Origin of the sequence: Mumia quercus (assembly GCF_025506335.1) — a bacterium.
Classification (GTDB): domain Bacteria; phylum Actinomycetota; class Actinomycetes; order Propionibacteriales; family Nocardioidaceae; genus Mumia; species Mumia quercus.
The window spans coordinates 680,815-702,619 of sequence record NZ_JANZYO010000001.1 but is presented as its reverse complement, the minus strand read 5'-3'; the positions used below and the strand labels follow the sequence as shown (position 1 = coordinate 702,619).

Below are 21,805 nucleotides of genomic sequence, written 5' to 3'. Positions count from 1 at the left end.
AACTCCGAATCAGCCCGCCTCGCCGCCCTGCCAGCATGGATCCACCACTACAACCACCACAGGCCCCACTCAGCAATCGGCAAAGCCGCACCCATCACCAGACTGACCAACCTGCCTGGACATCACACCTAGGCGAGGACGTATCGAGACCACGGGTCTCGATACGGGCTCCGCTAGCGCTCCGCCCTACTCGACCAACCACACCTGGCGAGGCGATGACGTATCGAGACCACAGGTCTCGATACGGGCTCCGCTAGCGCTCCGCCCTACTCGACCAACCACTTCCCTGCGCTCTGCCCTCCTCGACCAACCGGGGGTTGGGAACACCGACACGGGTGCCATGGTTGTACGTGGCGGACCCGAGGAGGAATCAGATGTTCTCGTTCAAGACTCACCTCATCTCCCCCGACCAGGCGCTGCCCGGCCGGGAGACCCGACCCTTCGCCGTCGGTGACGAGCACCTCGTGCTCGGGACGCCGATCGTCACCGAGCCGCCCGAGGGATTCGGGGTGGCGGTGTTCGGCCTGGGTTGCTTCTGGGGTGAGGAGCAGACCTTCTGGCAGGTGCCGGGGGTGTGGTCGACGTCGGTCGGCTACGCCGGCGGCTTCACGCAGAACCCCACGTACGAGGAGGTCTGCAGCGGGCGCACCGGCCACGCCGAGGTCGTCCGCGTGATCTACGACCCCGCCAAGGTCTCGTACGAAGACCTGCTGAAGGTCTTCTGGGAGAACCACGACCCCACGCAGGGCATGCGTCAGGGCAACGACCGCGGCACCCAGTACCGCTCGGTGATCTTCACGACGAGCCCCGAGCAGCAGGAGCTGGCCGAGGCGTCGCGCGCCGCGTACCAGAAGCGCATGAGCGCCCACGGGTACGGCGAGATCACGACGCAGATCGCGCCGCTCGGCGACTACTGGTACGCCGAGGACTACCACCAGCAGTACCTCGTCAAGAACCCGTTCGGCTACTGCCCGAACCACTCCACGGGCGTCTCGTACGCGAACGCCTGAGCCATGCGGACCGCGCCCGTACGCACGGTCGTCGCCGCGCTCGCCCTGACGGCGACCGCGGCGTGCACCGCCGAGCGTACGGGCGAGGACGCCGAGCCCGCGCGGGGCTCGTCGGCCCCGACCACGGCGCCCAGCACGGCGCCCAGCACGGCGCTGCCGACCGCGGCGAGCCCCGTCTCGCTCCCTGCCCTCATGGCGAAGGAGTACGACGGCCGCGCGCTGCGGCTGCGCCGGGTGCTCGCGCGGACCGACGCGTACGTACGCCACGCCGTGACCTACCGCAGCGGTGACCTCCGCATCTCCGGCATCCTCAACGTCCCCCGCGGCAAGGGACCGTTCCCGGTCGCGATCCTCGCCCACGGCTACATCGACCCGGCGGTCTACACCACCGGCCGCGGCATGATGCGCGAGCAGGACTACCTGGCGCGGGAGGGGTTCGCCGTGCTCCACGTCGACTACCGCAACCACGCCGGCTCCGACGACGACCCGGACGCCGAGCGCGACCTGCGGCTCGGCTACACCGAGGACGTGATCAACGCGGTGCTCGCCGTGCGCGCCTCCGACGACCCTCGCCTCGACGGGGACCGTGTCGGGCTCGTCGGACGGTCGATGGGCGGTGGCGTCGTCCAGAACGTCCTCGCCACCCAGCCGGGGCTCGTCGACGCCGGCGTCGTCTTCGCCTCGGTCAGCAGCAGCACGGTCGACAACTACCGGCGGTGGATCGAGGACGAGCGGCCGGAGGTGGCCCGCTCCATCGTCCGCGCCCACGGCTCACCGGAGGACGACCCCGAGTTCTGGGCACAGACCTCGCCTCGTACGTACGTCGACCGGGTGACCGAGCCGCTCCTCATGCTCCACGGCACCGTCGACGACACCTGCCCGCCGAGGTGGGCGCGCGCGACGGCCGCCGCGTTCGAGAAGGCGGGCAAGGACGTCCGACTGGTCTGGTACGAGGGCGAAGGGCACACCTTCGGCCCGCAGTGGCCCGCGTCGATGCGCGCGACCGTACGGTTCCTCCGGCAGCAGATGTGAGGTCAGCCGGCCATCGAGGCGTAGCGCTTGGCAGCCCGCTCCTTGGCCTTCGCCGCCTCGATCTCGCGGTCCTTGGGCGGCGCGCTCGTCACGAGGTCGTCGAGCAGGTGCTGGGTGAGGTGCGCGATCTCGCGGACCGCCCGGTCGAAGACCTCGGCGTTGGCCTGCGACGGCTTGGTCATCCCGCTCACCTTGCGCACGTACTGCAGGGCCGCGGCCTCGATCTCGTCGTCGGTCGCCCGCGGCTCGAAGTTGTGGAGCGTCCTGATGTTTCGGCACATGAGTTCACGCTACGCCCGCGGCGGCTCGATCTCACCCGCTAAAGTCGGCGCCCATGACGCAGACGCCGGGAACGCGGTCGTGGTGGGGCTGGGGCACGTACGAGGAGGCCCTCGACACTCAGGAGACAGAGGCGCTCGTACGCCGGGTCGCGGGCCTGCTCCCCGACAGCTCTCTCGCCCCCCACCAGGCGCCCGAGCTGCACGCCGACGACCTCCCGAAGATCCGTGTGGAGCCCCCGCAGTCGCTCGCGGCGCTGTGCTCCACGGACACGGTCGACCGGGCGGCGCACACCCACGGCAAGGCATTCCGCGACATCGTGCGCAACCTGCGCGGCGACCTCGCCCACGCGCCCGACCTCGTCGTCCGCCCGCGGACGGAGCGCGACGTCGTCGACGTCCTCGACTGGGCCTCGTCGGACGGCATCGCCGTCGTCCCGTACGGCGGCGGCACCTCGGTCGTCGGCGGGGTGGAGCCCCGCCTCGACGGCGACTTCGCCGGAGCGCTGTCCTTGGACATGACCGCCATGGACCAGGTCCTGGAGGTCGACCGCACCAGCCGCGCGGCCCGGATCCAGGCCGGGGTGCTCGGCCCTCACCTCGAGCAGCAGCTCCGCCCGTACGACCTCACGCTGCGCCACTTCCCCCAGTCGTTCGCGTTCTCCTCCCTGGGCGGGTGGCTCGCGACCCGCGCGGGCGGGCACTTCGCGACCCTGGCGACCCACGTCGACGACCTGACCGAGTCGCTGCGGGTGGTCTCCCCGTACGGCGTGGGCGAGTCGCGCCGCCTCCCCGGGTCCGGCGCGGGGCCGTCGCCCGACCGCATGTTCCTCGGCTCGGAAGGCACGCTCGGCGTGATCACCGAGGCGTGGATGCGGCTCCAGGACCGTCCGCGCTGGCGCGCCGGGGCGTCGGTGCACTTCGCCGACTGGGACGCCGCCGTCGCGGCGACGCGTGCCGTGGCCCAGTCGGGCCTCCACCCCTCGAACTGCCGCCTCCTCGACCCTGCCGAGGCCTTCCTCAGCGCCGTGGCGACGGTCGGGGGCGGCGTCCTGGTGCTCGGGTTCGAGTCGGCCGACCACCCGGTCGACGCCGCGCTCGCGCGGGGGGTCGAGCTGTGCCGCGACCACGGCGGGACGCTGCCCGAGGCTGCCGAGGAGGGCACGAGCGAGGCACGGGACACCTCGGCCTCGAGCTGGCGCTCGTCCTTCCTCCGCATGCCGTACCAGCGCGACGTCCTCGTGCAGCGGTCGGTGATCGCCGAGACCTTCGAGACGGCGACGACCTGGGACCGTTTCCCCGCCCTGCACGCGGCGATCACGTCCGCGGCCACGGACGCGATCCGGCGGATCTGCGGGACCGGCGTCGTCACGTGCCGGTTCACCCATGTCTACCCGGACGGTCCCGCGCCGTACTACGGCGTGTACGCGCCGGGTCGCTGGGACGGGCTGGTCGCCCAGTGGGACGAGATCAAGGCGGCGGTGTCGGAGGCGATCATCGCCCACGGCGGCACGATCACCCACCACCACGCGGTGGGACGCGACCACCGGCCGTCCTACCTCCAGCAGCGCCCGGAGCCGTTCGCCGCGGCGCTGGCCGCGGCCAAGGGCGCGCTCGACCCGGCCGGCATCCTCAATCCCGGCGTGCTCCTCTGAGCCGGCGCGTCCTCAGCGACGCGTCCAGGAGAGCAGCTCGTCGAGGGCCCACGTGTCGACGACGCGGTCGGCCGTCACGCCGGCCGCCTCCGCGCGTGCGCACGCCAGTCCCTGCCACGCGAGCTGGCCGGGCGCGTGGGCGTCGGTGTCGATCGAGAACAGGCAGTCCCGCTCCAGCGCGACCTCGATGAGCCGGGACGGCGGGTCGCGTCGCTCGGGGCGGCTGTTGATCTCGACCGCCGTGTCGAACTGCTTGCACGCCTCGAAGACGATCTCCGCGTGGAAGTCCGACTCCGGCCGCTTGCCACGACCTCCCTCGACGAGCCGACCTGTGACGTGGCCGAGGACGTCGGTGTGCGGGTTCGCGACGGCAGCGACCATCCGACGGGTCATGGTGTCGGCGTCGTCACGCAGCCGCGAGTGGACGCTCGCGACCACGACGTCGAGCCGGTCGAGCAGCTCGGGCTCCTGGTCGAGCCCGCCGTCGTCGAGGATGTCCACCTCGATGCCGGTCAGGATCCGGAACGGCGCCAGCTCCTCGTTGAGCGCAGCGACGACGTCGAGCTGCTCGCGCAGACGCTCCGGCGACAGCCCGCGCGCGACGGTGAGCCGTGGCGAGTGGTCGGTCAGCGCGCAGTAGTCGTGCCCGAGCGCCTTGGCCGTCCGCATCATCTCCTCGATCGAGGCCCCACCGTCCGACCACGTCGAGTGCGTGTGCAGGTCACCGCGCAGGGCCCGCCGCAGGGAGGTGTCGTCACCCGGGATCGGAGCCGCCTCCGCACGGAGCGTGGCGAGCGTCGTGGGCACCTGACCGGCCCGCGCCTGCGCGATCACCGCCGCGGTCTTCAGGCCGATCCCGTTGAGCTCCGTCCACGCGTCCCGCTCCGCGAGCCGCTCGCGCTCCGCGTCGTCGAGCGCGTCGTAGACGTCGGCGGCCTTCCGGTACGCCATCGGTCGCCGCGGCTCGGCGCGCTCCCGCTCGAGGAGGTACGCGATCTCGCGCAACGCAGCCGACGGCCCAGGGGCGGGGGCGCTCACCCCCTCCTCCGGGCCGTCGACGTGGCGGCGTGCTGAAGCGTCGGCGCGGCGTCAGATCCGCATCTGGTAGGTGAGGCAGTCCGCCTTGTCCTTGCCGGGACCCACCCGGATCGCGTCGGCGGTGCACTCGAGCTCAGAGTTGTGGACACAGTCCGTACGGTGGCACGCGCCGACGCGCGCCACCACCTTGGCGAGGCCACCGCTGGGCCCGAGATCGATGAACGTGCCGCATGCGGCGTCGTTCGTGGAGCCGGCGATCGTGATCGCGCCCGCGTGGCACGAGTGCTCGTGGTTGTACGAACAGCCGGCGACTGCGCACTCGCCGACCTCGGGAAGATCCGTGACGGTCATGCCCTACCCCCTGTGCGATGGCCTGAACCCTCAGGCTAGATCGCGGGTCCGGGCCTTAGGCAAGACTCAGCGTCCCGCCGGTAAGGCAAGCCTGCCCGTGCTGCACCACCTGCCGACGTACCGCTGGGCCCGGTGCCGTCCCTCCCGGACACCGGACCCAGCGGGCTTGCGGCTGCCGACCGCGCGCTCCCTCCCGTCGCGCGACCGGTAGCCGGTCGGGACGCTCAGAACTGGATCGGGCCAGCCTGGAGCGACATCTGGTTGCCGCCGCCGGAGAGCAGCTGCGTGAGCAGGAAGTCACGGCCGCTCGTCGGCCCGATCTTGAAGCCGCAGCCCTCGAAGGCCGGGATCGTGTACTCGCCGACAAGGTTGGCCGGCTCGGTCAGCGAGAAGGGCTCGGTGGAGCGCAGCGTGGTCGTCACCTCGCCCGTCCGGCACCCGCTGCGCACGATGTTGAGGAAGGGCAGCAGGTCGGACGAGACCCGGGGAACCTCCAGACGGAAGGCCACGTCGACGACGACGATGCCGTCGGTCCCGACGGTGGCCGTGGCCTGGCGGGTCTGGACGATCTTGACCGTCGAGGTCGTGTCACCGATGCCGGGGATCCCCAGCAGACGGATGCGCGCGTCGATGGTCGGGATGGTCAGGTCACCGACCACCGAGAGCGGCGGTCCGAAGTCGAAGTCGCCGGTCAGCTGGGCGCCCTCGGGAATCACAAGTGTGGCGTTCTGCTTGGCTACCGTGGCCGTGCCGCTGATTGGCAGCGTGACCGGGACGGCGCTGGCCGGTGTCGCGGTGGCGACCAGGCTGCCGAGGATCAGCGCGCCGACGGCCGACACGGCGGCAAGTCGTGTGCGGATGGACATGGGTTCTCCCTCCCATTGGACGGCACGCTCGCGGGGTCGCCCTCGGGGGCAAGGCCGTCGCTGTGTCGTAGATCACGCACACTACTGAGAGGTAACGTCTGCTGCAACCCTCGGTTACAGGCTTTTCGGACTCAGCCGACCAGGCGGTCACGCAGCCCGTCGACGACCGCCGCCTCCGCGCCGGCGTCGTACAACCAGCCCGCCGTCCCGCCCGGGTGGCTGTCCCACACGTCCAGGACCGCGTCGATCGCGTCCTGCGGGATCGCGAGGTACGAGGCGGGCGGCTGGCGCACGGAGTCGATCGGCGCCGAGATCTGCAGCCGCCGCAGCACGGCGTCCATCGACGCCCCGGTCGCGAGGTAGTCCTTCACGACCGCGTCGCGAGAGACCCCGGCGGTACGGAGGATCATCGCGACGGCGACGCCCGTACGGTCCTTGCCCGCCGCGCAGTGCAGGAGCGTCGGGCCGTCGTGCGCGGCGACCTCCCGCGCGACCTGCGCGAGCTCGGCACGCGCCACCTCGAGCATGCCCAGGTAGAGCGCCTGGAGGCCGCCGGTCGCCATCCGCGCGACGACCTGGGGGTCCGCCGACTGGGCCCCGTCCGGGCGGAGCGCCTCGAGCAGAGAGATCTGCCGGACCGTCGCGCCGGCGGCCGCGAGCGGGTGAGTAGGCCCGGACTCGGCACGCGACCGAAGATCCAGCACGAGGCTCGGCGGCCACCGGACCCCGTCGGGTCCGGCGTCGTCGGCGCTCGGCACCGCACTGCGCAGCAGCACCCCGTACGCAGTGCTCGCGCCGTCCTCGGTCGGCAGCCCGCCAAGGTCACGCAGGTTGGGGACGGGCTCAGACATCGGCCACCGCCGGGAGGACCTCCTCGCCGATCAGCGCGACGTGCTCGAGGTCGGACAGGTCGAGGACCTGCAGATAGATCCGCTGAGAACCCTCGGCGGCGTACGCAGCGATGCGCTCGGCAACCTGCTCAGGGGTCCCGCAGAGGCCGTTCTCGGTGAGCTCGTCCACCTCGCGCCCGATCGCGGCTGCCCGGCGTGCAATCTCCGCGTCGTCGCGTCCGCAGCAGACGACGAGCGCGCTGGAGTAGGTGAGCTCGTCCGGGTCGCGTCCGATCTCCTCGCAGGCCGCCCGCACCCGGTCGTACTTCGCGCGGTGCTCCGACACCGGGGTGAACGGGAGGTTGAACTCCTGGGCGAAGCGCGCCGCGAGCGCCGGCGTGCGTCGCGGCCCCTGCCCGCCCACGAGCACCGGAGGCCGCGGCGACTGCACCGGCTTGGGCAGCGCCGGCGAGTCGCTCAACGTGTAGTGCTTCCCCTCGTACGAGAAGCGCTCGCCGAGCGGGGTCTCCCAGAGGCCCGTCAGCACCTCGAGCTGCTCCTGGAGCCGGTCGAAGCGCTCGCCGGTCGGCGGGAACGGGATGCCGTACGCCTCGTGCTCGGCGGCGAACCAGCCCGCACCGAGACCGAGCTCGACACGACCGCCGCTCATCTCGTCGACCTGGGCGACCTGGATCGCGAGCACTCCGGGGTGGCGGAAGGTCGCCGACGTCATCAACGTGCCCAGCCTGATGCGGGACGTGTCGCGGGCCAGGGCCGCGAGCGTCGTCCAGGCGTCGGTCGGACCGGGGAGCCCTTCAGCGTTCATCGCGAGGTAGTGGTCCGACCGGAAGAACGCCCCGAACGCGTGCTCCTCGGCGGCGACGGCGACCGCCAGAAGGTCCTCGTACGTGGCGCCCTGCTGGGGTTCGGTGAAGATGCGAAGCTCCATGGCGCCACTCTGCCACGCGCTGACGCACCCCCGCCGACCGCCGAACGTGCGCGACAGCACAAGGGGTGGTAGCGAGCGCCGCCGATGCACTAGGGTTGGGCGACCGCGCCTGGAGTCGTTCCAGAACCGGGCGTGCCCCCACCCCCCCGGACGACCGCTGCTACGCCCGCCTCACGGCTGCGGTCGAGAGAGAAGTCATATCAACGTGCGCACAGTCACGAAGCTCGTTGCGGCAGTCGGACTGGCCTTGGTGCCTGCCCTTCTCGTCGCCCCCGCGAGTCACGCCACCGGAAACAAGGACAACGTCTGCGTCGGGCTCATGTCCGGCAAGGTGGACGTCGACGGCAACAAGAAGACGGTCACGATCGAGGCCCCGGCGGGCGCGCTCATCGACCGTTTCTGTGTGAAGGCCGGTTCGGTGAACCAGGGCGGCGACAACGGCCCCCAGTACTTCGACGTCGAGCCGCCCAAGGCCTCGGTCACCATCACGCACCCGACCGGCAAGGACATCAGCCACTACTCGTTCTCGTGGGTCCTGGCGACGGAGCCGACCACGGAGCCCTCGGGCCAGCCGTCCTCGCCCCCGACCACCGAGCCGTCCTCGCCTCCGACCACCGAGCCGTCCTCGCCGCCCACCGAGGAGCCGACGACCGAGCCCACGGACGAGCCGTCCACCGAGCCCACGGACGAGCCGTCCACCGAGCCGACGGAACCCACGAGCCCGACGCAGAGCGTCGACTCGGAGACCGCCACCGCGCCGCCGGCCGACGACTCCGACGACTCCGACGACAAGGGGGTCGGCGGCAGCGAGTCCGAGGCCCCGACCGCCGTCGACGCCGGCCTCGTCGGCAACACCGGCAGCACGAGCACGACGTCGATCGCGACGCTCGTGGGACTGACCGGCGGAGCGCTGCTCCTTGCGTCGGCGTTCCTGATGCGGATGCGCAAGCGCGGTGACCACCGAGCCTGACCTCGTCACCGCTCGCCGTGAGGCGCGTGCCCGTCGCCGGGCACGCGCCCGCGTGCGTCTCGCCGTCGGAGCCGTGATCGGCACCGTCGGACTTTCTCTCGTCGCCTGGGCTGCTCTCGGCAACCCTTCGACGCCCTCCTCGCCCGCGGATCCGCCCTCCCCTGCCGCGGTGTCACAGACGACGGAGCCACCGCCGGAGCCCGGCGGCACCGTCGCGCTCGCCAAGGGCCGGGCACGACCACGGCTGGTCGTCGTCCCCGCCCTCGGCGTCGAGGCTCCGGTCGAGCCCATGCACGTCGTCGACGGTGTCCTCACCCCGCCGAGCCCGGCGACCACCGTCGGGTGGTGGGACCGCAGCGCTCGGCCTGGCTCGTCCAAGGGGACCGTGGTCGTGGCCGGACACACCGTCCACCAGGGCGGCGGTGCCTTCGACGACCTCGGCCGTCTCGTCCCCGGCGACCGCGTGGTCATGCGCACCAAGCGCGCCAAGACCCGCTACTCCGTCACCCGCGTGGAGACGTACGACCGCGACACGCTCGCGCGCAAGTCGTCGCGGATCTTCCGGCAGCGCGGCAAGCCTCGGCTCGTCCTCATCACGTGCGAGGACTGGGACGGCGAGGCCTACCTCTCAAACACCGTCGTCTACGCCGTCCCCCTCGACTGAGGCGCCCGTCGAGCGTCGCCGCGCCCACCCCATCGTCCACGCCCCGGCGGCCATCAGCGCGAGCGCAGCCAAGGCGATCCACAGGGTCGGGCCACCGGTGTCGGGAAGTCCGGGAAGGCCAGGACCACCGGGCTGGGGAGGCTGGCCAGCCGTCGGAGTGGAGTGCGTCGTCGTACGGCAGTCGTCCTCGACGGCGCGCGCGCCGAGCGCGGGCCCGTCGGGCGGGCACGGCTCGGCACCGTCAGCGGTGACGACGTTGCGCAGCCGCTCGCCGTCGACGTCGTCATCGACGCGGACCTGGTAGGTCAACGTCTGGGTCCCTCTCAGGACGCCGACGGTCCAGCGGAGCCGGTTGCCCGACACGGTTGCCGTCCCAGCGCTCGCGTCGATGCTCCCCTCGACGAACGACGCGTGGTTGAGCACCCGCGAAAGGTCGTCGATCACGACCACGTCGTCGACGCTCGACCCGGTCACCACTCCGGCCCGGACCGTGTACGTGATCACGTCGCCGGGATCGACCGTGGACCCGGACGGCGGATCGCTCGTCTTCAGCACGGTCCACGTGCTGGCTGGGGGGACGGCGTTGTCGTCGTTGGTGATCGTGCAGGTCGCCTCGTCACCGTTAGCGAGCCTGATCGTTCCGTCCGCCGAGACGGCGCCATCAGGCCCGCACACCCAGTCACTCGCCGTGTAGCCCGCGGGGCCGTCCTCCGACAGCTGGTATGACCCGGCGTCGACCGCCGCGCTGGTCACCTCAGGCGAGCCCGAAGCACCCGAGATCGTCGTCGGTCCGGTCGCGGTCAGCGTCCAGTCTTCCGGCTCCGCCGTGCCGCCGTCGTCGTTCACGACCTCCTTGATCAGGGTCAGCCTGGCGGGCTGGTCGTCGTTGACAGCCGTGCAGGTCACGTCGGCGCCGTTCGGGACGGCAACGTTGAGCTCGTCGTCGATGGGCAGCTCCGTGCCCGCGGCTTCGCACGTCCACGTGGCGGAGTACCCCGACGGACCGAACTCGTCGAGCTGATAGGTGCCTGCGTTCACCGTCACGCCGGTCACGGCCTCGGTGCCGGTCACGCCCGACAACGGGGTCGGCCCGTCGGCCTCAAGCGTCCAGTCGGTCGGCTCCGCCGTACTGCCGTTGTCGTTCACGACCTCCTTGACGAGTGTGAGCGTGGCGGGCTCGTCGTCGTTGACGATCGTGCAGGTGGCAGCCTCACCGTTGGCGAGCGTGATCGTCGAGCCCTCGATGACACCACCGCCGCCGCAGGTCCAGTCGCTCGCGGTGTATCCGGGCGGCCCGGCCTCGGAGAGGTCGTACGCGCCCGCGGACACCTCGGCATCGGTCACGGCCGCCTCACCGGTGACGCCGGAGATCGTCGTCGGCCCTGTCGCGGTCAGCGTCCAGTCACCGATCACCGCCGTGCCGCCGTTCTCGTTGAAGACCACCTTCTCCAGCGTCAGCCTCGCCGGCTCGTCGTCGTTGGTGATCGTGCAGGTCACGTCCGCGCCGTTGGCGACCGTCACCGTGTCGTCGCTCACCGCGCCGCCCTCACAGCTCCACTCCGACGCGGTGTAGCCCGACGGAACGGTGCCGCCGGTCTCGGACAGCGTGTACTCCCCCGCCGCGACCTCAACGCCGGTCACCCCCGGCGATCCGCTCTCGCCGATGATGTCCGCCGTCGGACCGTCCGCTGTCAGCAGCCAGTCGGTCGGCTCAGCCGTACCGCCGTCGTCGTTGACGACCTCCTTCACCAAGGTCAGGGTGCCGGGCTCGTCGTCGTTGACGACCGTGCAGACCACGTCCTGTCCCAGACCGATGTCGACCGTGCCGTCCTCGACGGGCACACTGGCGTCGCCGTCCACGCACTCCCACGCTTGAGGGGCGTACCCGGACGGCCCGGACTCCGACAGGGCATAGCTGCCGACCTCGACCGGTACGCCGGTGATCGCCTCGTCCCCGGTCACCCCCGTCAGACCGGCGGTGGGGCCGTCGGCGGTCAGCGTCCAGTCCCCGACCTCGGCCGCACCCCCGTCGTCATTGACGACGTCCTTCTCGAGCGTCAGGGTCGACTGTTGAGCCGTGTTGGTGATCGTGCAGGTGACGTTTGCGCCGTTGGCCAGCGTCACGACTCCATCGGCCACGGGTACGGTGGCGCCGGTCGCGGTCTGGCAGGTCCAGCTCCCCGCCTCGAACCCGGTGATCTCCGACTCAGAAAGCGCATAGCTGCCCCCCGCGACCTCCACGTCGGTCACCCCGTCCTGACCGTTGCCGGAGACGGGGTCCTGCCCCTCGATGTCTTGCGGTGTCGCGGTCAAGGTCCAGTCCGCCGGCGTCTGGGTGGCGCCCGTCGACCCGGCGTCGACGATCTTGCGTAGCGTCAGCTGTGCGGGGTTGTCGACGTTGGTGAAGACGCACACCACGTTCTGGCCAGCGCGCACGGCGACCTGGGTTCGCGGCTGCGGTGTCCCGTCCACGAAGCACAGCAGCTCGGTGAGCTCGTAACCCTCGACCCCCGACTCGCTCAGCGTGTACACGTGGTTGGGTCGGACCTCGACCGACTGCGCATCTCCCGTGGCGGCACCGGTGACGGCCACGTCCGTGAGTCCCGGGACCGCCGGCAACGGGCTCGGCTCGGCCCGAAGCGTGAAGTCTGCGGGGACAGCCGTGCCGCCCGAGCTGTTGATGACGTCCTTGGCGAGCGTCAGCAGACCCGTCTGATTGGTCGCCGTGCACTGGATCCGCTCGGCAATCGGGACCGTGACACCGCCGTTGAGGCCGTCGTTGAAGCCGGGAATCTGCTCACCGTTGCTGTCGATCCGGATGCAGGTCCAGGAGCCCGTCGAGAGGGGATAGGTCTGCAGGTTGGTCCGGTTGTCGACCTGGACGTAGGTCGGAGGCCCTCCCGACTCGGCGAGCTGGTACGGGACGCCGGCGCTCACGACCTGATCGGTGACCGCGGCACTCCCTGCCTGTCCACTGGGACCGGGGAGCTGACCTGCGGGCGTTCCGGGACCCGGCAGCGCTGACAAGTCCCACTGCGACGGCTGGGCGGTGCCCTCCTCGACGTCCTTCGCGAGCGTCAGCCGCGACTCGCAGTCGACCGTGTTGCGGACGGTGTACGTGTTGGCGCCTTCGACGAGCTCGACCTGGCGCCCAGCCGCAGGGAGCTCGATCGGAGTGACGGGGTCGCCGTCGATCTCGACGATCGCGCCCGGGCCGATCTCGCACAGGTCAGGGTCGACCGCGGGCGCTTCGAGGGTCACGGTCTCGGCGATCGTGACCTGCTCGCCCGCGACGTATCCGCTGCGCGTCACCCCCCACCCCTGCGGGGTGAGACCGGAACCGTCCGGTCCGCTGAGCTGTAGGTCCGCCGTGAAGCCCGACGGCTGGTTACCTTCGGCCACCGGATCCGCCCCGTTGATCACCCATTCTTTGTCGACGGTCACGGTCGCCGGAGCCGCCGTTTGGTTGTACACGGTGCAGCTCACGGCGGCTGTGCTCGGCACGTTCACTGTGAAGCCTGCCGTCCCGGCGTTGACCACGGGCACGTTCGCGCCCGTGTCGAGGTTCGTGCAGACGGCGTTCGCTCCACCCACAGGGAAGGGCGTCGTCCCAGCCTGGGGCTGCTCCTGGACCTCGATCTCCCCCGTGGTCGCGCCGCCGCTGTACGTGATGGGGAAGTTCACCGCGCTCGAGGAGTCCGTCGTCGCGCTCGTCGTCGGCAGCGTCACTCCGGTCGACGTCGTCGACGCATCGAACGTCCATCCGGCACCACCTGGCGTGGCCTCGGCGATGTCGCCATCGGACCCGACGACCTGCTTGACAACGGAGAGCGAGCCGGCGCATTCGCCGAGGGCGAGCTGGCGCAGGGCGTCGCCCACCACCGCGTAGTTGGAGACCTGGTAATAGTCGGCAGTCGACGCGTTCGTCCCGTCGTAGCGGGTCGGGCCGGAGATCGCCGAGAGGTTGAGTCGTGTGGCCGGGTCGCTCACTCCGGTGCCGACGCCGACGGCGATCGTCCGCGTTCCCTTCGCCTTGAGGGCGTTGGCCGAGAAGATCCCGTTCTCCATCTCGCGAAGCCGGTTGAAGTTTCCGGGCCCCTCCGCAGGCTGCGAGTAGAACGTCGGGTCACCGTCGGTGATGACGACCGCGATGTCGTACGTCGGTGACGACTGAGCGGGCACCGCCAGCCCGCGGTCCCAGTTCGTGCCACCACCTGACGTCCAGCTCGTGTACCTCGACTTGAACTCGTCCGCGCCGGCCTGGGTGGAGACCGAGGTGAGGCCCGGGTAGTTCTGGGTGGCCCCCGAGGCCGGCGAGATGGTGGAGAACGAGAAGAGCGCCATCTGCGACGGGGTGCCGACGAGCGAGTCGGCGAAGGTGTCGGCCGCGGCCTTCAGGTTCACCAGCTGGGGCGCAGTGACGGATCCGGACAGGTCCAGGATCAGCGCGACGTCGAGCCCGCACTTCTGGACTGGCTCAGGGTTGATCCGGGACTGCTGCCAGACGCCGCCAGATGCCACACGGTTCGTGTTTCCCGAACCGATCATGAAGTCGGTGGCCGACGTGTAGGTGTTACCGGCGCGCAGGGCCGTGCCCGTCCGGAACTGGTACGGCGTCTCCTGCGACCCGCTCCCGTCACCGTTGCCCGTACGCAGGGCCTCGTTCTCGGTGAAGCCGGAGGGCACACCCGTCTGAACGATCCAGAACCTCCGGTCGCAGTTGACTCCTGCGCCCCCGAAGCATCCGGCCGCCCCCGTCTGGGTGTTCGGGACGACGAAGCTGCAGTCTCCGTCGGCGTCCGAGACGCACGTCGCCCAGCTGTCGGCGACCGGGGTCGTCGGCGCGGTTGTGCCGTCGTACAGCTGCAGCGTGGTGCCGGCCAGGTCGGTGACGCCGGTGGTGCCGACGCGGTCGGCGCCGACCTGGACGGTGATGACCGCGTTGTTGCCGGTCGCGGGAGGAACCGCCAGCGGCGCGAGGTCACGGCTTCGACCTTGGGCCGCTGTCGTACCCAGGAGTCCGACGAGCAGCATCACCGCGCCAAGAAGTGCAACTAGCCACCGTGAACGACCCGATCCGCGCCTGGCTGCCATGACTTCCCCCGTCCGCGCTGACGTCGCACCGCAAGAACCGGCACGTTTCGGACATCATGCACCTGAAGGGGTGAAATCGCAGGTGAAGCTGACGCGACCTCGGGGTGGGCGGGCGCGAAAGGCGGGAAACTGGTCAGCGACCTCTGTCACGCGCGGGCGCGGTCGAAGGTGTCCTGGACGAACGCCACGAGGTGCGCGGCGACCTCCGGCCCATGGGTCTCGAGCAGGAAGTGCCCGGCGTCGTAGACGTGAGCCTCCAAGGTCGTCATGTCGCGGTGGTACGCGAGGACCTCACCGATGTCGAAGAACGTGTCGTGCCGACCCCACAGGACCAGGCAGGGTGGCTGGTGCTCCGAGTGGTACGAGGCGATCTCGGGGAAGCGGGCGACGTGGTGGCGATAGTCGGTGAAGAGTGCGAACTGCACCTCGAGGTTGCCGGGACGCGACAACCGCTCCCAGTCGAGGTGCCAGGACTCCGGCGGGTGCCTCTCCTGCAGCTCGTCGGGCAGGCCGGCGAGGTACTGGTCCCGGGTCCCCTCGAAGGTGAGCCACTCCGGCAGGGCCGCCCTGTTCTCGTCGGTGGGGTCAGCCCAGAATCGGCGCGGCGCGTCCCACGCCTCGTTGAGCCCTTCCTCGTGGGTGTTGCCGTTCTGCACGACGAGACCCAGCACCCGGTCGGGACGCCGCGTGGCCATGAAGTAGCCGACGGGCGTCCCGAAGTCAGTCACGTACAGCACGTACCGCGACACTCCGAGGTCGTCGAGCAGCCCCTCGATCACGTACGAGAGGCGCTCGAACGAGTAGTCGTACTCGGGCAGCGGCGGCGCGTCGGAGAATCCGAACCCTGGCAGGTCGGGCGCCACGACATAGGCGTGCTCGCCGAGCGTGGGCAGGACCTCGCGGAACGAGTACGAGGAGCTCGGGAAGCCGTGCAGGAGGACGACGGCGGTCGCCGACGGGACTCCTGCCTCACGGTAGAAGAGTCGCAGACCGTCGCGCTCGCGGAACAGGTGCCTCGTCTTCGCCGTGCGCCTCATCGCGCCCTCCGCTCGCGCCTACGGGATCACAGGGTCGCCACGTACCCGAGGAGGTCGTGACGCGTCAGGACGCCCACCGGGTCACCGTCCTCGTGGACGACGACCGCGTCGGCGTTCTCGAGCGCCGTCACGGCCTCCTCCACCGGCTCACCGGCACCGATGCTCGGCAGCGCCGGCGCCATGTGCTGCTCGACGGTGTCGGAGAGCGACGCCTCGCCGTGGAAGAGCTTGTCGAGCAGGTCGCGCTCGCTCACGGCGCCCGCCACCTCGGCCGCGCGTACGGGCGGCTCGGCGCGGAGCACCGGCATCTGCGAGACGCTGTACTCGCGGAGGATCTTGACGGCCTCGGCCACCGACTCGTGAGGGTGGGTGTGCACGAGATCGGGGAGGCGCCCCTCCTTGCCGCGGAGCAGGTCGCCGACGGTCTGCTCGCCGCGCGGCGGGGTGAGGAAGCCGTACCGGCCGAGCCACTCGTCGTCGAACACCTTCGTGAGGTAGCCGCGCCCACCGTCGGGGAGCAGCACGACGATCACCGCGTCGGGGTCGTCGAGCTCGTGGGCCAGACGTACGGCCGCGGCTGCCGCCATGCCGGCCGAGCCGCCGACGAGCATGGCCTCCTCGCGCGCGAGGCGACGGGTCATCGCGAAGGAGTCGGCATCGCTGACCTCGATGATGCGGTCGCAGATGTCGCGGTCGTACGTGTCGGGCCAGAAGTCCTCACCCACGCCCTCAACGAGGTACGGGCGGCCCGTTCCTCCCGAGTACACCGAGCCGTGCGGGTCCGCACCAACGATCTGCACGCGGCCGTCGCTGACCTCCTTGAGATAGCGTCCGGTGCCCGAGATCGTGCCGCCGGTGCCGATGCCGGCGACGAAGTGCGTGATGCGACCGTCGGTCTGCTCCCAGATCTCCGGCCCTGTCGTCTCGTAGTGAGCTCGCGGGTTGTTCTCGTTGGCGTACTGGTTCGGCTTCCACGCGCCGTCGATCTCGCGGACGAGGCGGTCCGAGACCTCGTAGTAGGAGTTCGGGTGCTCCGGCGGCACCGCGGTCGGGCACACGACGACCTCGGCACCGTACGCCTTGAGCACGTTGCGCTTGTCCTCGCTGACCTTGTCCGGGCACACGAAGACGCAGCGGTAGCCCTTCTCCTGCGCGACCATCGCGAGCCCGACGCCGGTGTTGCCACTCGTCGGCTCGACGATCGTGCCGCCCGGCTTGAGCTCGCCGGACTGCTCCGCTGCCTCGACCATCCGGGAGGCGATGCGGTCCTTCACGCTCCCCCCGGGGTTGAAGTACTCGACCTTCGCGAGGACCAGCGGCGATGAGCCGTCTGTCACTTTGCGAAGGCGTACGAGCGGAGTGTGTCCGACCAGGTCCAGCAGCGCGTTAGCGTAGTCCACACCTCGCAGTCTAGAGAGCAGTCAAAGAGGGTGGTGGTGCGGCGATGACTCGGGCACGCGCGGGGCGCAAGCTCGCCACGGCGGCACTGTTCGGAGGGACGGGCCTGGGCGTCCTCGGGGGCGGCACGGTGGGCCTGCTCAAGCTCCAGGCGGGACACGCGCGCAACAAGATCGGCGTCAGCGACGACCGCCCCCCGTCCCCCGACGGCGTGTACGGCAGCGGCCTTCCCGGCGAGCCCGTCCGCTTCGTGATGCTCGGCGACTCGACCGGTGTCGGGTACGGCATGCTCCGTGCCGAGGACACCCCGCCGGCGCTGTTCGGCGAAGGCCTCTCGCAGATCGTCGGTCGTCCCGTCGAGGTCTCCAGCCAGGCCGTCGTCGGCGCGGTCTCGACCGACCTCGCCGCCCAGATCGAACGCGCGCTGCCGAGCGCCCCGGACGTCGCCGCGATCGTGATCGGCGCCAACGACGTCACCCACGCCCACCTGGTCTCGGGCGCGGTCGCCGCGCTCGGCGAGGCGGTGCGGACGCTGCGCGCCCACGGGTGCGAGGTCGTCGTCGGCACCTGCCCCGACCTCGGCACCGTACGCCCGCTCCCCCAGCCGCTCCGGATGCTGGCCCGGATCGTCAGCCGCCGGCTCGCCGCCGCGCAGATGATCAGCGTCGTCGAGGCCGGCGGCCGCGCCGTGTCGCTGAGCAACCTGCTGCAGCGCGACTTCTGGACCGCGCCGTCCGAGCTGTTCGGCGCCGACAACTTCCATCCGTCGGCCGCGGGGTACGCCAGCATGGTCGCCGCCATGTTGCCGTCGGTCGCCGTCGCCATCGGCGCGTGGGACGACGACGAGGAGTCGGCGGTCTTCCCCGACGGCGTCGTCCTGCCGGTCTCGTTCGCTGCCGCGGAGGCGGTCGCCACGGCCGGCACCGAGGTCTCGCGCTCGGAGGTCGCCGGAGCCGACCGTGGCCCTCGCGGCCGCTGGGCGGCGCTACGCGTCCGCCGCTGACCCCCGCTCGCGAGTCACCCCGCGCGCACCCGCGAGTCACCCCGCGCGCGCTCGCGAGTCACTTACGGTGAGGGCGTGATCCTCAACCGCCCGACGCTGGACGCGATCGTCGCCGGCCGGGTGGACCGCGCCTATCGGAGATGGGCGCGGCCCCGCGTACGGTCCGGCACCCGGATGCGGACGGCTGTCGGTGTCCTCGAGGTCACGGAGGTCGTACGGGTGGATCCCGCGAGCCTCGGCGACGACGAGGCTCAGCGCGCCGGCCTTCCCGACGCTGACGCGTTGCGGCGCGCCCTCACCCGACGCAAGGAGGGCGACGTCTACCTCGTACGGCTTCGGTACGCCGGCGCCGACCCGCGCGTTGCGCTGCGCGAGGACGCCGAGATCTCCGAGGATGTCCGGCGCACGCTCGACCGCCGGCTCGACCGCATGGACGCTGCGGCCGACGCGCCCTGGACCCGGCAGGTGCTCGCCGCGATCGAGGATCAGCCCGCCGTCGTGTCGACCGAGCTTGCTGCGGGGCTCGGGATGGAGCGGATGGTGTTCAAGCGGCGTGTCCGCAGGCTCAAGGAGCTCGGCCTGACGGAGAGCCTCGAGGTCGGGTACCGGCTGTCACGCCGAGGCGCCGCGTACCTCCACGAGGGTGACTCGCCGGCACGCCGGGAGTGACTCGCGAGGGACGCGGCGCCGGAGCGGCGAGCGACTAGTTGTCGCCGCGCAGGATGGCGAGGATCCGCAGGATCTCGATGTACAGCCAGATCAGCGTGACCGTGAGGCCGAACGCCGCACGCCACGACTCGCGCTCCGGCAGGCCCTCGCGCACGCCGTACTCGACGTAGTCGAAGTCGAGGATGAGGCACAGCACACCGAGGACGACGGCGATGCAGCTGACGATCAGGCCGAGCATCGAGAAGTCGCGGATGCCGAAGTCGGCGCCGAAGAAGCTCAGCACGAAGTTGAGCAAGATGACGGCCATGAAGCCGAACAGCGCCGCCGTCACGCCGCGACGGAACTTGTCGGTGACCTTGATGTTGAAGAAGCGGTAGACGAACAGCGTGCCCGCGAACGCGGCGATGGTCCCGAGCACGGCCTGCGCGACGATGCCGGGGTCACCGACGTACGAGGCGATGACCTTCGAGAGAGCGCCGACGAAGACGCCCTCGACGACGGCGTACGCGAGGACGAGCGGCGGGCTGATGACCTTCTTGAAGGAGTTCACCAGGGCGAGGACGAAGCCGACGATCGCGCCGCCGGTGGCGAACGCGAAGGCGGTGTTGAGCGCCGACTGGTCGACGGTCACGTCACCGAGGTAGAACCAGACGAGCGCCGCCGAGATGGCGGTAAGACCGATCGTGAGAGCCGTCTTCTGGACGACCGAGTCGACCGTCATCCGGTCCACGACGGCGGTGTCGTACGGGCTCTGGCCGCCCTGACCGTCGCCAGGTGCCCCGACCTGCCAGGTGCTCGGGTCGGAGTATCCCTGCTGAGTGGCGCGTCCGTTGAACTCGTCGCTGCGGGCGAAGACGGGGTTGTTGCTCTTCATCAATCCTCCGTACGGGGGGCGGGCTCCGACCTGAGCCCGTCCATTGCCCAAACCCTACCGGAGCGGACCACCCCTGCCGCGATGCTTGGGAGGCCCTGCGGCGGTGATCGTGACCGACCCGAGACGTCCCGCGCACGAGCCCCCCTCGGAGCAGAAGATTTTACGTTCACTTTCTTTTCGGCCCGCCGCCCACCGTTTGCTGAGCAAACCAGCCCTGCCGGCGGTATCCGGAGCGTAACTTCGTCGGACACGGTGATTACAGGTCGATTACAGGCGTTCCGTACGAGCCTTCGGGTGGGGCACGATCGACGGAGCCCCACGCGCGCCAGCCACGGGGCGCTCACGTTGGGAGACAGACAGTGAAGATTGCTCGACTGGCCGCGGGGCTCACCGCAGCGGCCCTGGTGCTCACGGGCTGTGGGGGCGGCGGCGACGAGGGCGACGGCGACAAGACCGTCCGCCTCAGCATCGAGCAGGACGTGGACACGCTCCTGCCGATGGACTCCAACGTCAACGACAACATCGGCGTCCTCGACGTCGTGTACGACGGCCTCGTCCGCTACGACCCGCAGACGAAGGAGCCGTACAACTACGTCGCGGAGGACGTCAGCACCACCGACAACAAGGTGTGGACGATCAAGATCAAGGACGGCTTCGAGTTCCAGAACGGCGAGCCGGTCGACGCCGAGGCGTTCGCCCGTGCGTGGAACTACGCCGCGTACGGCCCGAACGCGATGGGCAACAACTACTTCTTCGAGCGCATCGCGGGGTACGACGCGATGCAAGGCGAGTACGAGGAGGACGAGGAAGGCAACGTCACCGTCACGACGGAGCCGACCGCCAAGGAGCTGTCCGGTCTGAAGGTCGTCGATCCTCAGACGCTCGAGGTCACCCTCAACGGCCCGTTCGCCGGGTTCTCGACGATGCTCGGCTACACCGGGTTCTTCCCCGTGGCCCAGGAGTGCCTCGACGACGTGGACGCGTGCGCGCTGAAGCCGATCGGCAACGGTCCGTTCGAGATCGAGGAGTGGGACCAGGGCCAGAAGCTCACCGCCGCGAAGTGGGACGACTACAAGGGTGAGGAGACTCCGGACTTCGACCGCATCGAGTGGACCGAGTACTCCGGCGACTCCGACTGGGCCGACTTCGAGGCCGGTGACGTCGACGCCACCGGTGAGGTCCCGCCGGCGGAGTGGGAGCGCGCCACCAGCGACCCGGACCTGTCCTCGCGGATGATCGAGGGCCCGGGGGCAGCGCTGACGTACATCGGGTTCCCGATGTACCTCGGCAAGCCGTTCGACGACGTCGAGTTCCGCAAGGCGATCTCGCTGGCCATCGACCGCAAGACCATCGTCGACAAGGTCGTCCCCGGACAGTACGTCGCCGCCGACAGCTGGGTCGTCCCCGAGGGCGTCCCCGGAGGCGTCGCCGGCACCTGTGAGTTCTGCACCTTCGATCCGGCGGCAGCCAAGGCGGCCCTGGCGAAGGCCGGCGGCTGGCCCAAGGGCAAGAAGCTCACGATCCACCTGGGCGAGGACGAGGTGCAGGAGGCGATCTTCAAGGCCGTCGGCGACTCGATCCAGCTCAACCTCGGCATCCCGTACGTGCTGGATCCGACGCCGGACTACTTCGACCGCCGCTCGGCGCGCGACTTCGACGGCATCATGCGCTCGAACTGGTTCCCGGACTACCCGCTCAACGAGAACTACCTCGCGCCTGTCTACGCCAGCGGCGACGCCAAGAAGGGCAACGAGAACTTCGGCTACTACAACGCCGAGTTCGAGAGGCTCATCAAGGAGGGCGACGCGGCACCGGACCTGGAGTCGGCGGTCTCGACGTACCAGGAGGCCGAGAAGGTCATCGCGACCGACATGGCGGGTGTCCCGGTGATGTTCAGCCAGAACGTCATGTTCTACAGCGACCGGCTCGACAACGTGGTGCTCGATCCGTTCAGCGGGGAGATCAAGCTGCGCCTGCTCAAGGTCAGCTGACGTCGCGGCGGGGGGGGGGGGCCCCCCCCCCCCCCCCCCCCCCCCCCCCCCGCGCGGGGGGGGGGGGCGGGTGACGCGCGGGGGGCGCTCAACACC

At 70.6% G+C, this 21,805-nt stretch carries 19 protein-coding genes; 9 read left to right on the top strand and 10 right to left on the bottom strand.

The window, feature by feature from the left end; genetic code table 11:
• The 3 genes from NYZ95_RS03360 to NYZ95_RS03350 form a co-directional block, all read left to right on the top strand.
• Positions 1-132, top strand: a 132-nt coding sequence (locus NYZ95_RS03360; protein ID WP_262848697.1) for an integrase core domain-containing protein, incomplete at its 5' end; no start/stop codon positions are given.
• A gap of 242 nt (positions 133-374) precedes the next feature.
• Entirely contained in the window at positions 375-1,010 is a 636-nt protein-coding gene (msrA, locus tag NYZ95_RS03355; protein ID WP_262848647.1) for a peptide-methionine (S)-S-oxide reductase MsrA, read from the top strand.
• A gap of 3 nt (positions 1,011-1,013) precedes the next feature.
• A complete protein-coding gene (locus NYZ95_RS03350) occupies positions 1,014-2,042 on the top strand; it encodes an alpha/beta hydrolase family protein (RefSeq protein WP_262848646.1) in 1,029 nt (342 codons plus the stop codon).
• Between the two features lie 2 nt (positions 2,043-2,044).
• Here the strand turns inward: NYZ95_RS03350 and NYZ95_RS03345 are convergent, their stop codons facing one another.
• Positions 2,045-2,323, bottom strand: a complete 279-nt coding sequence (locus tag NYZ95_RS03345; protein WP_262848645.1) for a DUF2277 domain-containing protein — start codon at positions 2,321-2,323, stop codon at positions 2,045-2,047.
• A gap of 53 nt (positions 2,324-2,376) precedes the next feature.
• On the opposite strand from NYZ95_RS03345, the gene NYZ95_RS03340 reads away from it, so the two are divergent.
• Positions 2,377-3,975, top strand: coding sequence for an FAD-binding oxidoreductase (locus NYZ95_RS03340; RefSeq protein ID WP_262848644.1), 1,599 nt, complete (start codon positions 2,377-2,379; stop codon positions 3,973-3,975).
• A gap of 12 nt (positions 3,976-3,987) precedes the next feature.
• Here NYZ95_RS03340 and NYZ95_RS03335 read toward each other — a convergent pair whose 3' ends face one another.
• The 5 genes from NYZ95_RS03335 to NYZ95_RS03315 form a co-directional block, all read right to left on the bottom strand.
• A complete protein-coding gene (locus tag NYZ95_RS03335) occupies positions 3,988-5,013 on the bottom strand; it encodes a PHP domain-containing protein (protein ID WP_262848642.1) in 1,026 nt (341 codons plus the stop codon).
• A gap of 51 nt (positions 5,014-5,064) precedes the next feature.
• Positions 5,065-5,364 carry a DUF1540 domain-containing protein gene (locus tag NYZ95_RS03330; RefSeq protein ID WP_262848640.1) on the bottom strand — a complete coding sequence of 100 codons (300 nt, stop codon included), beginning with the start codon at positions 5,362-5,364 and terminating at the stop codon, positions 5,065-5,067.
• A gap of 224 nt (positions 5,365-5,588) precedes the next feature.
• Complete coding sequence (locus tag NYZ95_RS03325) at positions 5,589-6,230, bottom strand: hypothetical protein (protein ID WP_262848639.1); 642 nt, start codon at positions 6,228-6,230, stop codon at positions 5,589-5,591.
• 131 nt (positions 6,231-6,361) lie between these two features.
• Positions 6,362-7,081, bottom strand: coding sequence for a tyrosine-protein phosphatase (locus NYZ95_RS03320; protein ID WP_262848637.1), 720 nt, complete (start codon positions 7,079-7,081; stop codon positions 6,362-6,364).
• Positions 7,074-8,009 carry an LLM class F420-dependent oxidoreductase gene (locus NYZ95_RS03315; protein WP_262848635.1) on the bottom strand — a complete coding sequence of 312 codons (936 nt, stop codon included), beginning with the start codon at positions 8,007-8,009 and terminating at the stop codon, positions 7,074-7,076. The genes NYZ95_RS03320 and NYZ95_RS03315 overlap by 8 nt, the downstream gene beginning before the upstream one ends.
• Before the next feature lie 205 nt (positions 8,010-8,214).
• On the opposite strand from NYZ95_RS03315, the gene NYZ95_RS03310 reads away from it, so the two are divergent.
• Both NYZ95_RS03310 and NYZ95_RS20285 read left to right on the top strand, forming a co-directional pair.
• The gene (locus NYZ95_RS03310; protein WP_262848633.1) at positions 8,215-8,979 is read left to right on the top strand and encodes a hypothetical protein; all 765 of its coding nucleotides are present in this window, start codon (positions 8,215-8,217) and stop codon (positions 8,977-8,979) included.
• Positions 8,963-9,643, top strand: a complete 681-nt coding sequence (locus tag NYZ95_RS20285; RefSeq protein ID WP_262848631.1) for a class F sortase — start codon at positions 8,963-8,965, stop codon at positions 9,641-9,643. The genes NYZ95_RS03310 and NYZ95_RS20285 overlap by 17 nt, the downstream gene beginning before the upstream one ends.
• Here the strand turns inward: NYZ95_RS20285 and NYZ95_RS03300 are convergent.
• From NYZ95_RS03300 to NYZ95_RS03290, 3 genes are all read right to left on the bottom strand, one after another.
• Positions 9,608-14,677 carry a DUF7927 domain-containing protein gene (locus NYZ95_RS03300; protein WP_262848630.1) on the bottom strand — a complete coding sequence of 1,690 codons (5,070 nt, stop codon included), beginning with the start codon at positions 14,675-14,677 and terminating at the stop codon, positions 9,608-9,610. The genes NYZ95_RS20285 and NYZ95_RS03300 overlap by 36 nt on opposite strands.
• Before the next feature lie 206 nt (positions 14,678-14,883).
• Positions 14,884-15,774 carry an alpha/beta fold hydrolase gene (locus NYZ95_RS03295; protein WP_262848629.1) on the bottom strand — a complete coding sequence of 297 codons (891 nt, stop codon included), beginning with the start codon at positions 15,772-15,774 and terminating at the stop codon, positions 14,884-14,886.
• 26 nt (positions 15,775-15,800) lie between these two features.
• Positions 15,801-17,174 carry a cystathionine beta-synthase gene (locus tag NYZ95_RS03290; protein WP_262848628.1) on the bottom strand — a complete coding sequence of 458 codons (1,374 nt, stop codon included), beginning with the start codon at positions 17,172-17,174 and terminating at the stop codon, positions 15,801-15,803.
• Positions 17,175-17,218: 44 nt separating this feature from the next.
• Between NYZ95_RS03290 and NYZ95_RS03285 the strand changes: the two genes are divergently transcribed.
• Complete coding sequence (locus NYZ95_RS03285) at positions 17,219-18,175, top strand: SGNH/GDSL hydrolase family protein (RefSeq protein ID WP_262848626.1); 957 nt, start codon at positions 17,219-17,221, stop codon at positions 18,173-18,175.
• A 75-nt stretch (positions 18,176-18,250) separates the two neighbouring features.
• Entirely contained in the window at positions 18,251-18,844 is a 594-nt protein-coding gene (locus tag NYZ95_RS03280) for an ASCH domain-containing protein (RefSeq protein ID WP_262848625.1), read from the top strand.
• A 34-nt stretch (positions 18,845-18,878) separates the two neighbouring features.
• On the opposite strand, the gene NYZ95_RS03275 is transcribed toward NYZ95_RS03280, so the two are convergent.
• The gene (locus NYZ95_RS03275; protein WP_262848624.1) at positions 18,879-19,718 is read right to left on the bottom strand and encodes a Bax inhibitor-1/YccA family protein; all 840 of its coding nucleotides are present in this window, start codon (positions 19,716-19,718) and stop codon (positions 18,879-18,881) included.
• Positions 19,719-20,077: 359 nt separating this feature from the next.
• Here NYZ95_RS03275 and NYZ95_RS03270 point away from each other — a divergent pair, with 359 nt between their 5' ends.
• Entirely contained in the window at positions 20,078-21,709 is a 1,632-nt protein-coding gene (locus NYZ95_RS03270) for a peptide ABC transporter substrate-binding protein (RefSeq protein ID WP_262848623.1), read from the top strand.
• Positions 21,710-21,805 lie beyond the last annotated feature (96 nt).

Excerpts from the sequence above, each read along its gene's own strand:
- msrA (WP_262848647.1), top strand. The coding sequence starts at position 375 with ATGTTCTCGTTCAAGACTCACCTCATCTCCCCCGACCAGGCGCTGCCC.
- NYZ95_RS03350 (WP_262848646.1), top strand. The coding sequence starts at position 1,014 with ATGCGGACCGCGCCCGTACGCACGGTCGTCGCCGCGCTCGCCCTGACG.
- NYZ95_RS03345 (WP_262848645.1), bottom strand. The coding sequence starts at position 2,323 with ATGTGCCGAAACATCAGGACGCTCCACAACTTCGAGCCGCGGGCGACC.
- NYZ95_RS03340 (WP_262848644.1), top strand. The coding sequence starts at position 2,377 with ATGACGCAGACGCCGGGAACGCGGTCGTGGTGGGGCTGGGGCACGTAC.
- NYZ95_RS03330 (WP_262848640.1), bottom strand. The coding sequence starts at position 5,364 with ATGACCGTCACGGATCTTCCCGAGGTCGGCGAGTGCGCAGTCGCCGGC.
- NYZ95_RS03325 (WP_262848639.1), bottom strand. The coding sequence starts at position 6,230 with ATGTCCATCCGCACACGACTTGCCGCCGTGTCGGCCGTCGGCGCGCTG.
- NYZ95_RS03320 (WP_262848637.1), bottom strand. The coding sequence starts at position 7,081 with ATGTCTGAGCCCGTCCCCAACCTGCGTGACCTTGGCGGGCTGCCGACC.
- NYZ95_RS03315 (WP_262848635.1), bottom strand. The coding sequence starts at position 8,009 with ATGGAGCTTCGCATCTTCACCGAACCCCAGCAGGGCGCCACGTACGAG.
- NYZ95_RS03300 (WP_262848630.1), bottom strand. The coding sequence starts at position 14,677 with ATGCTGCTCGTCGGACTCCTGGGTACGACAGCGGCCCAAGGTCGAAGC.
- NYZ95_RS03295 (WP_262848629.1), bottom strand. The coding sequence starts at position 15,774 with ATGAGGCGCACGGCGAAGACGAGGCACCTGTTCCGCGAGCGCGACGGT.
- NYZ95_RS03285 (WP_262848626.1), top strand. The coding sequence starts at position 17,219 with ATGACTCGGGCACGCGCGGGGCGCAAGCTCGCCACGGCGGCACTGTTC.
- NYZ95_RS03275 (WP_262848624.1), bottom strand. The coding sequence starts at position 19,718 with ATGAAGAGCAACAACCCCGTCTTCGCCCGCAGCGACGAGTTCAACGGA.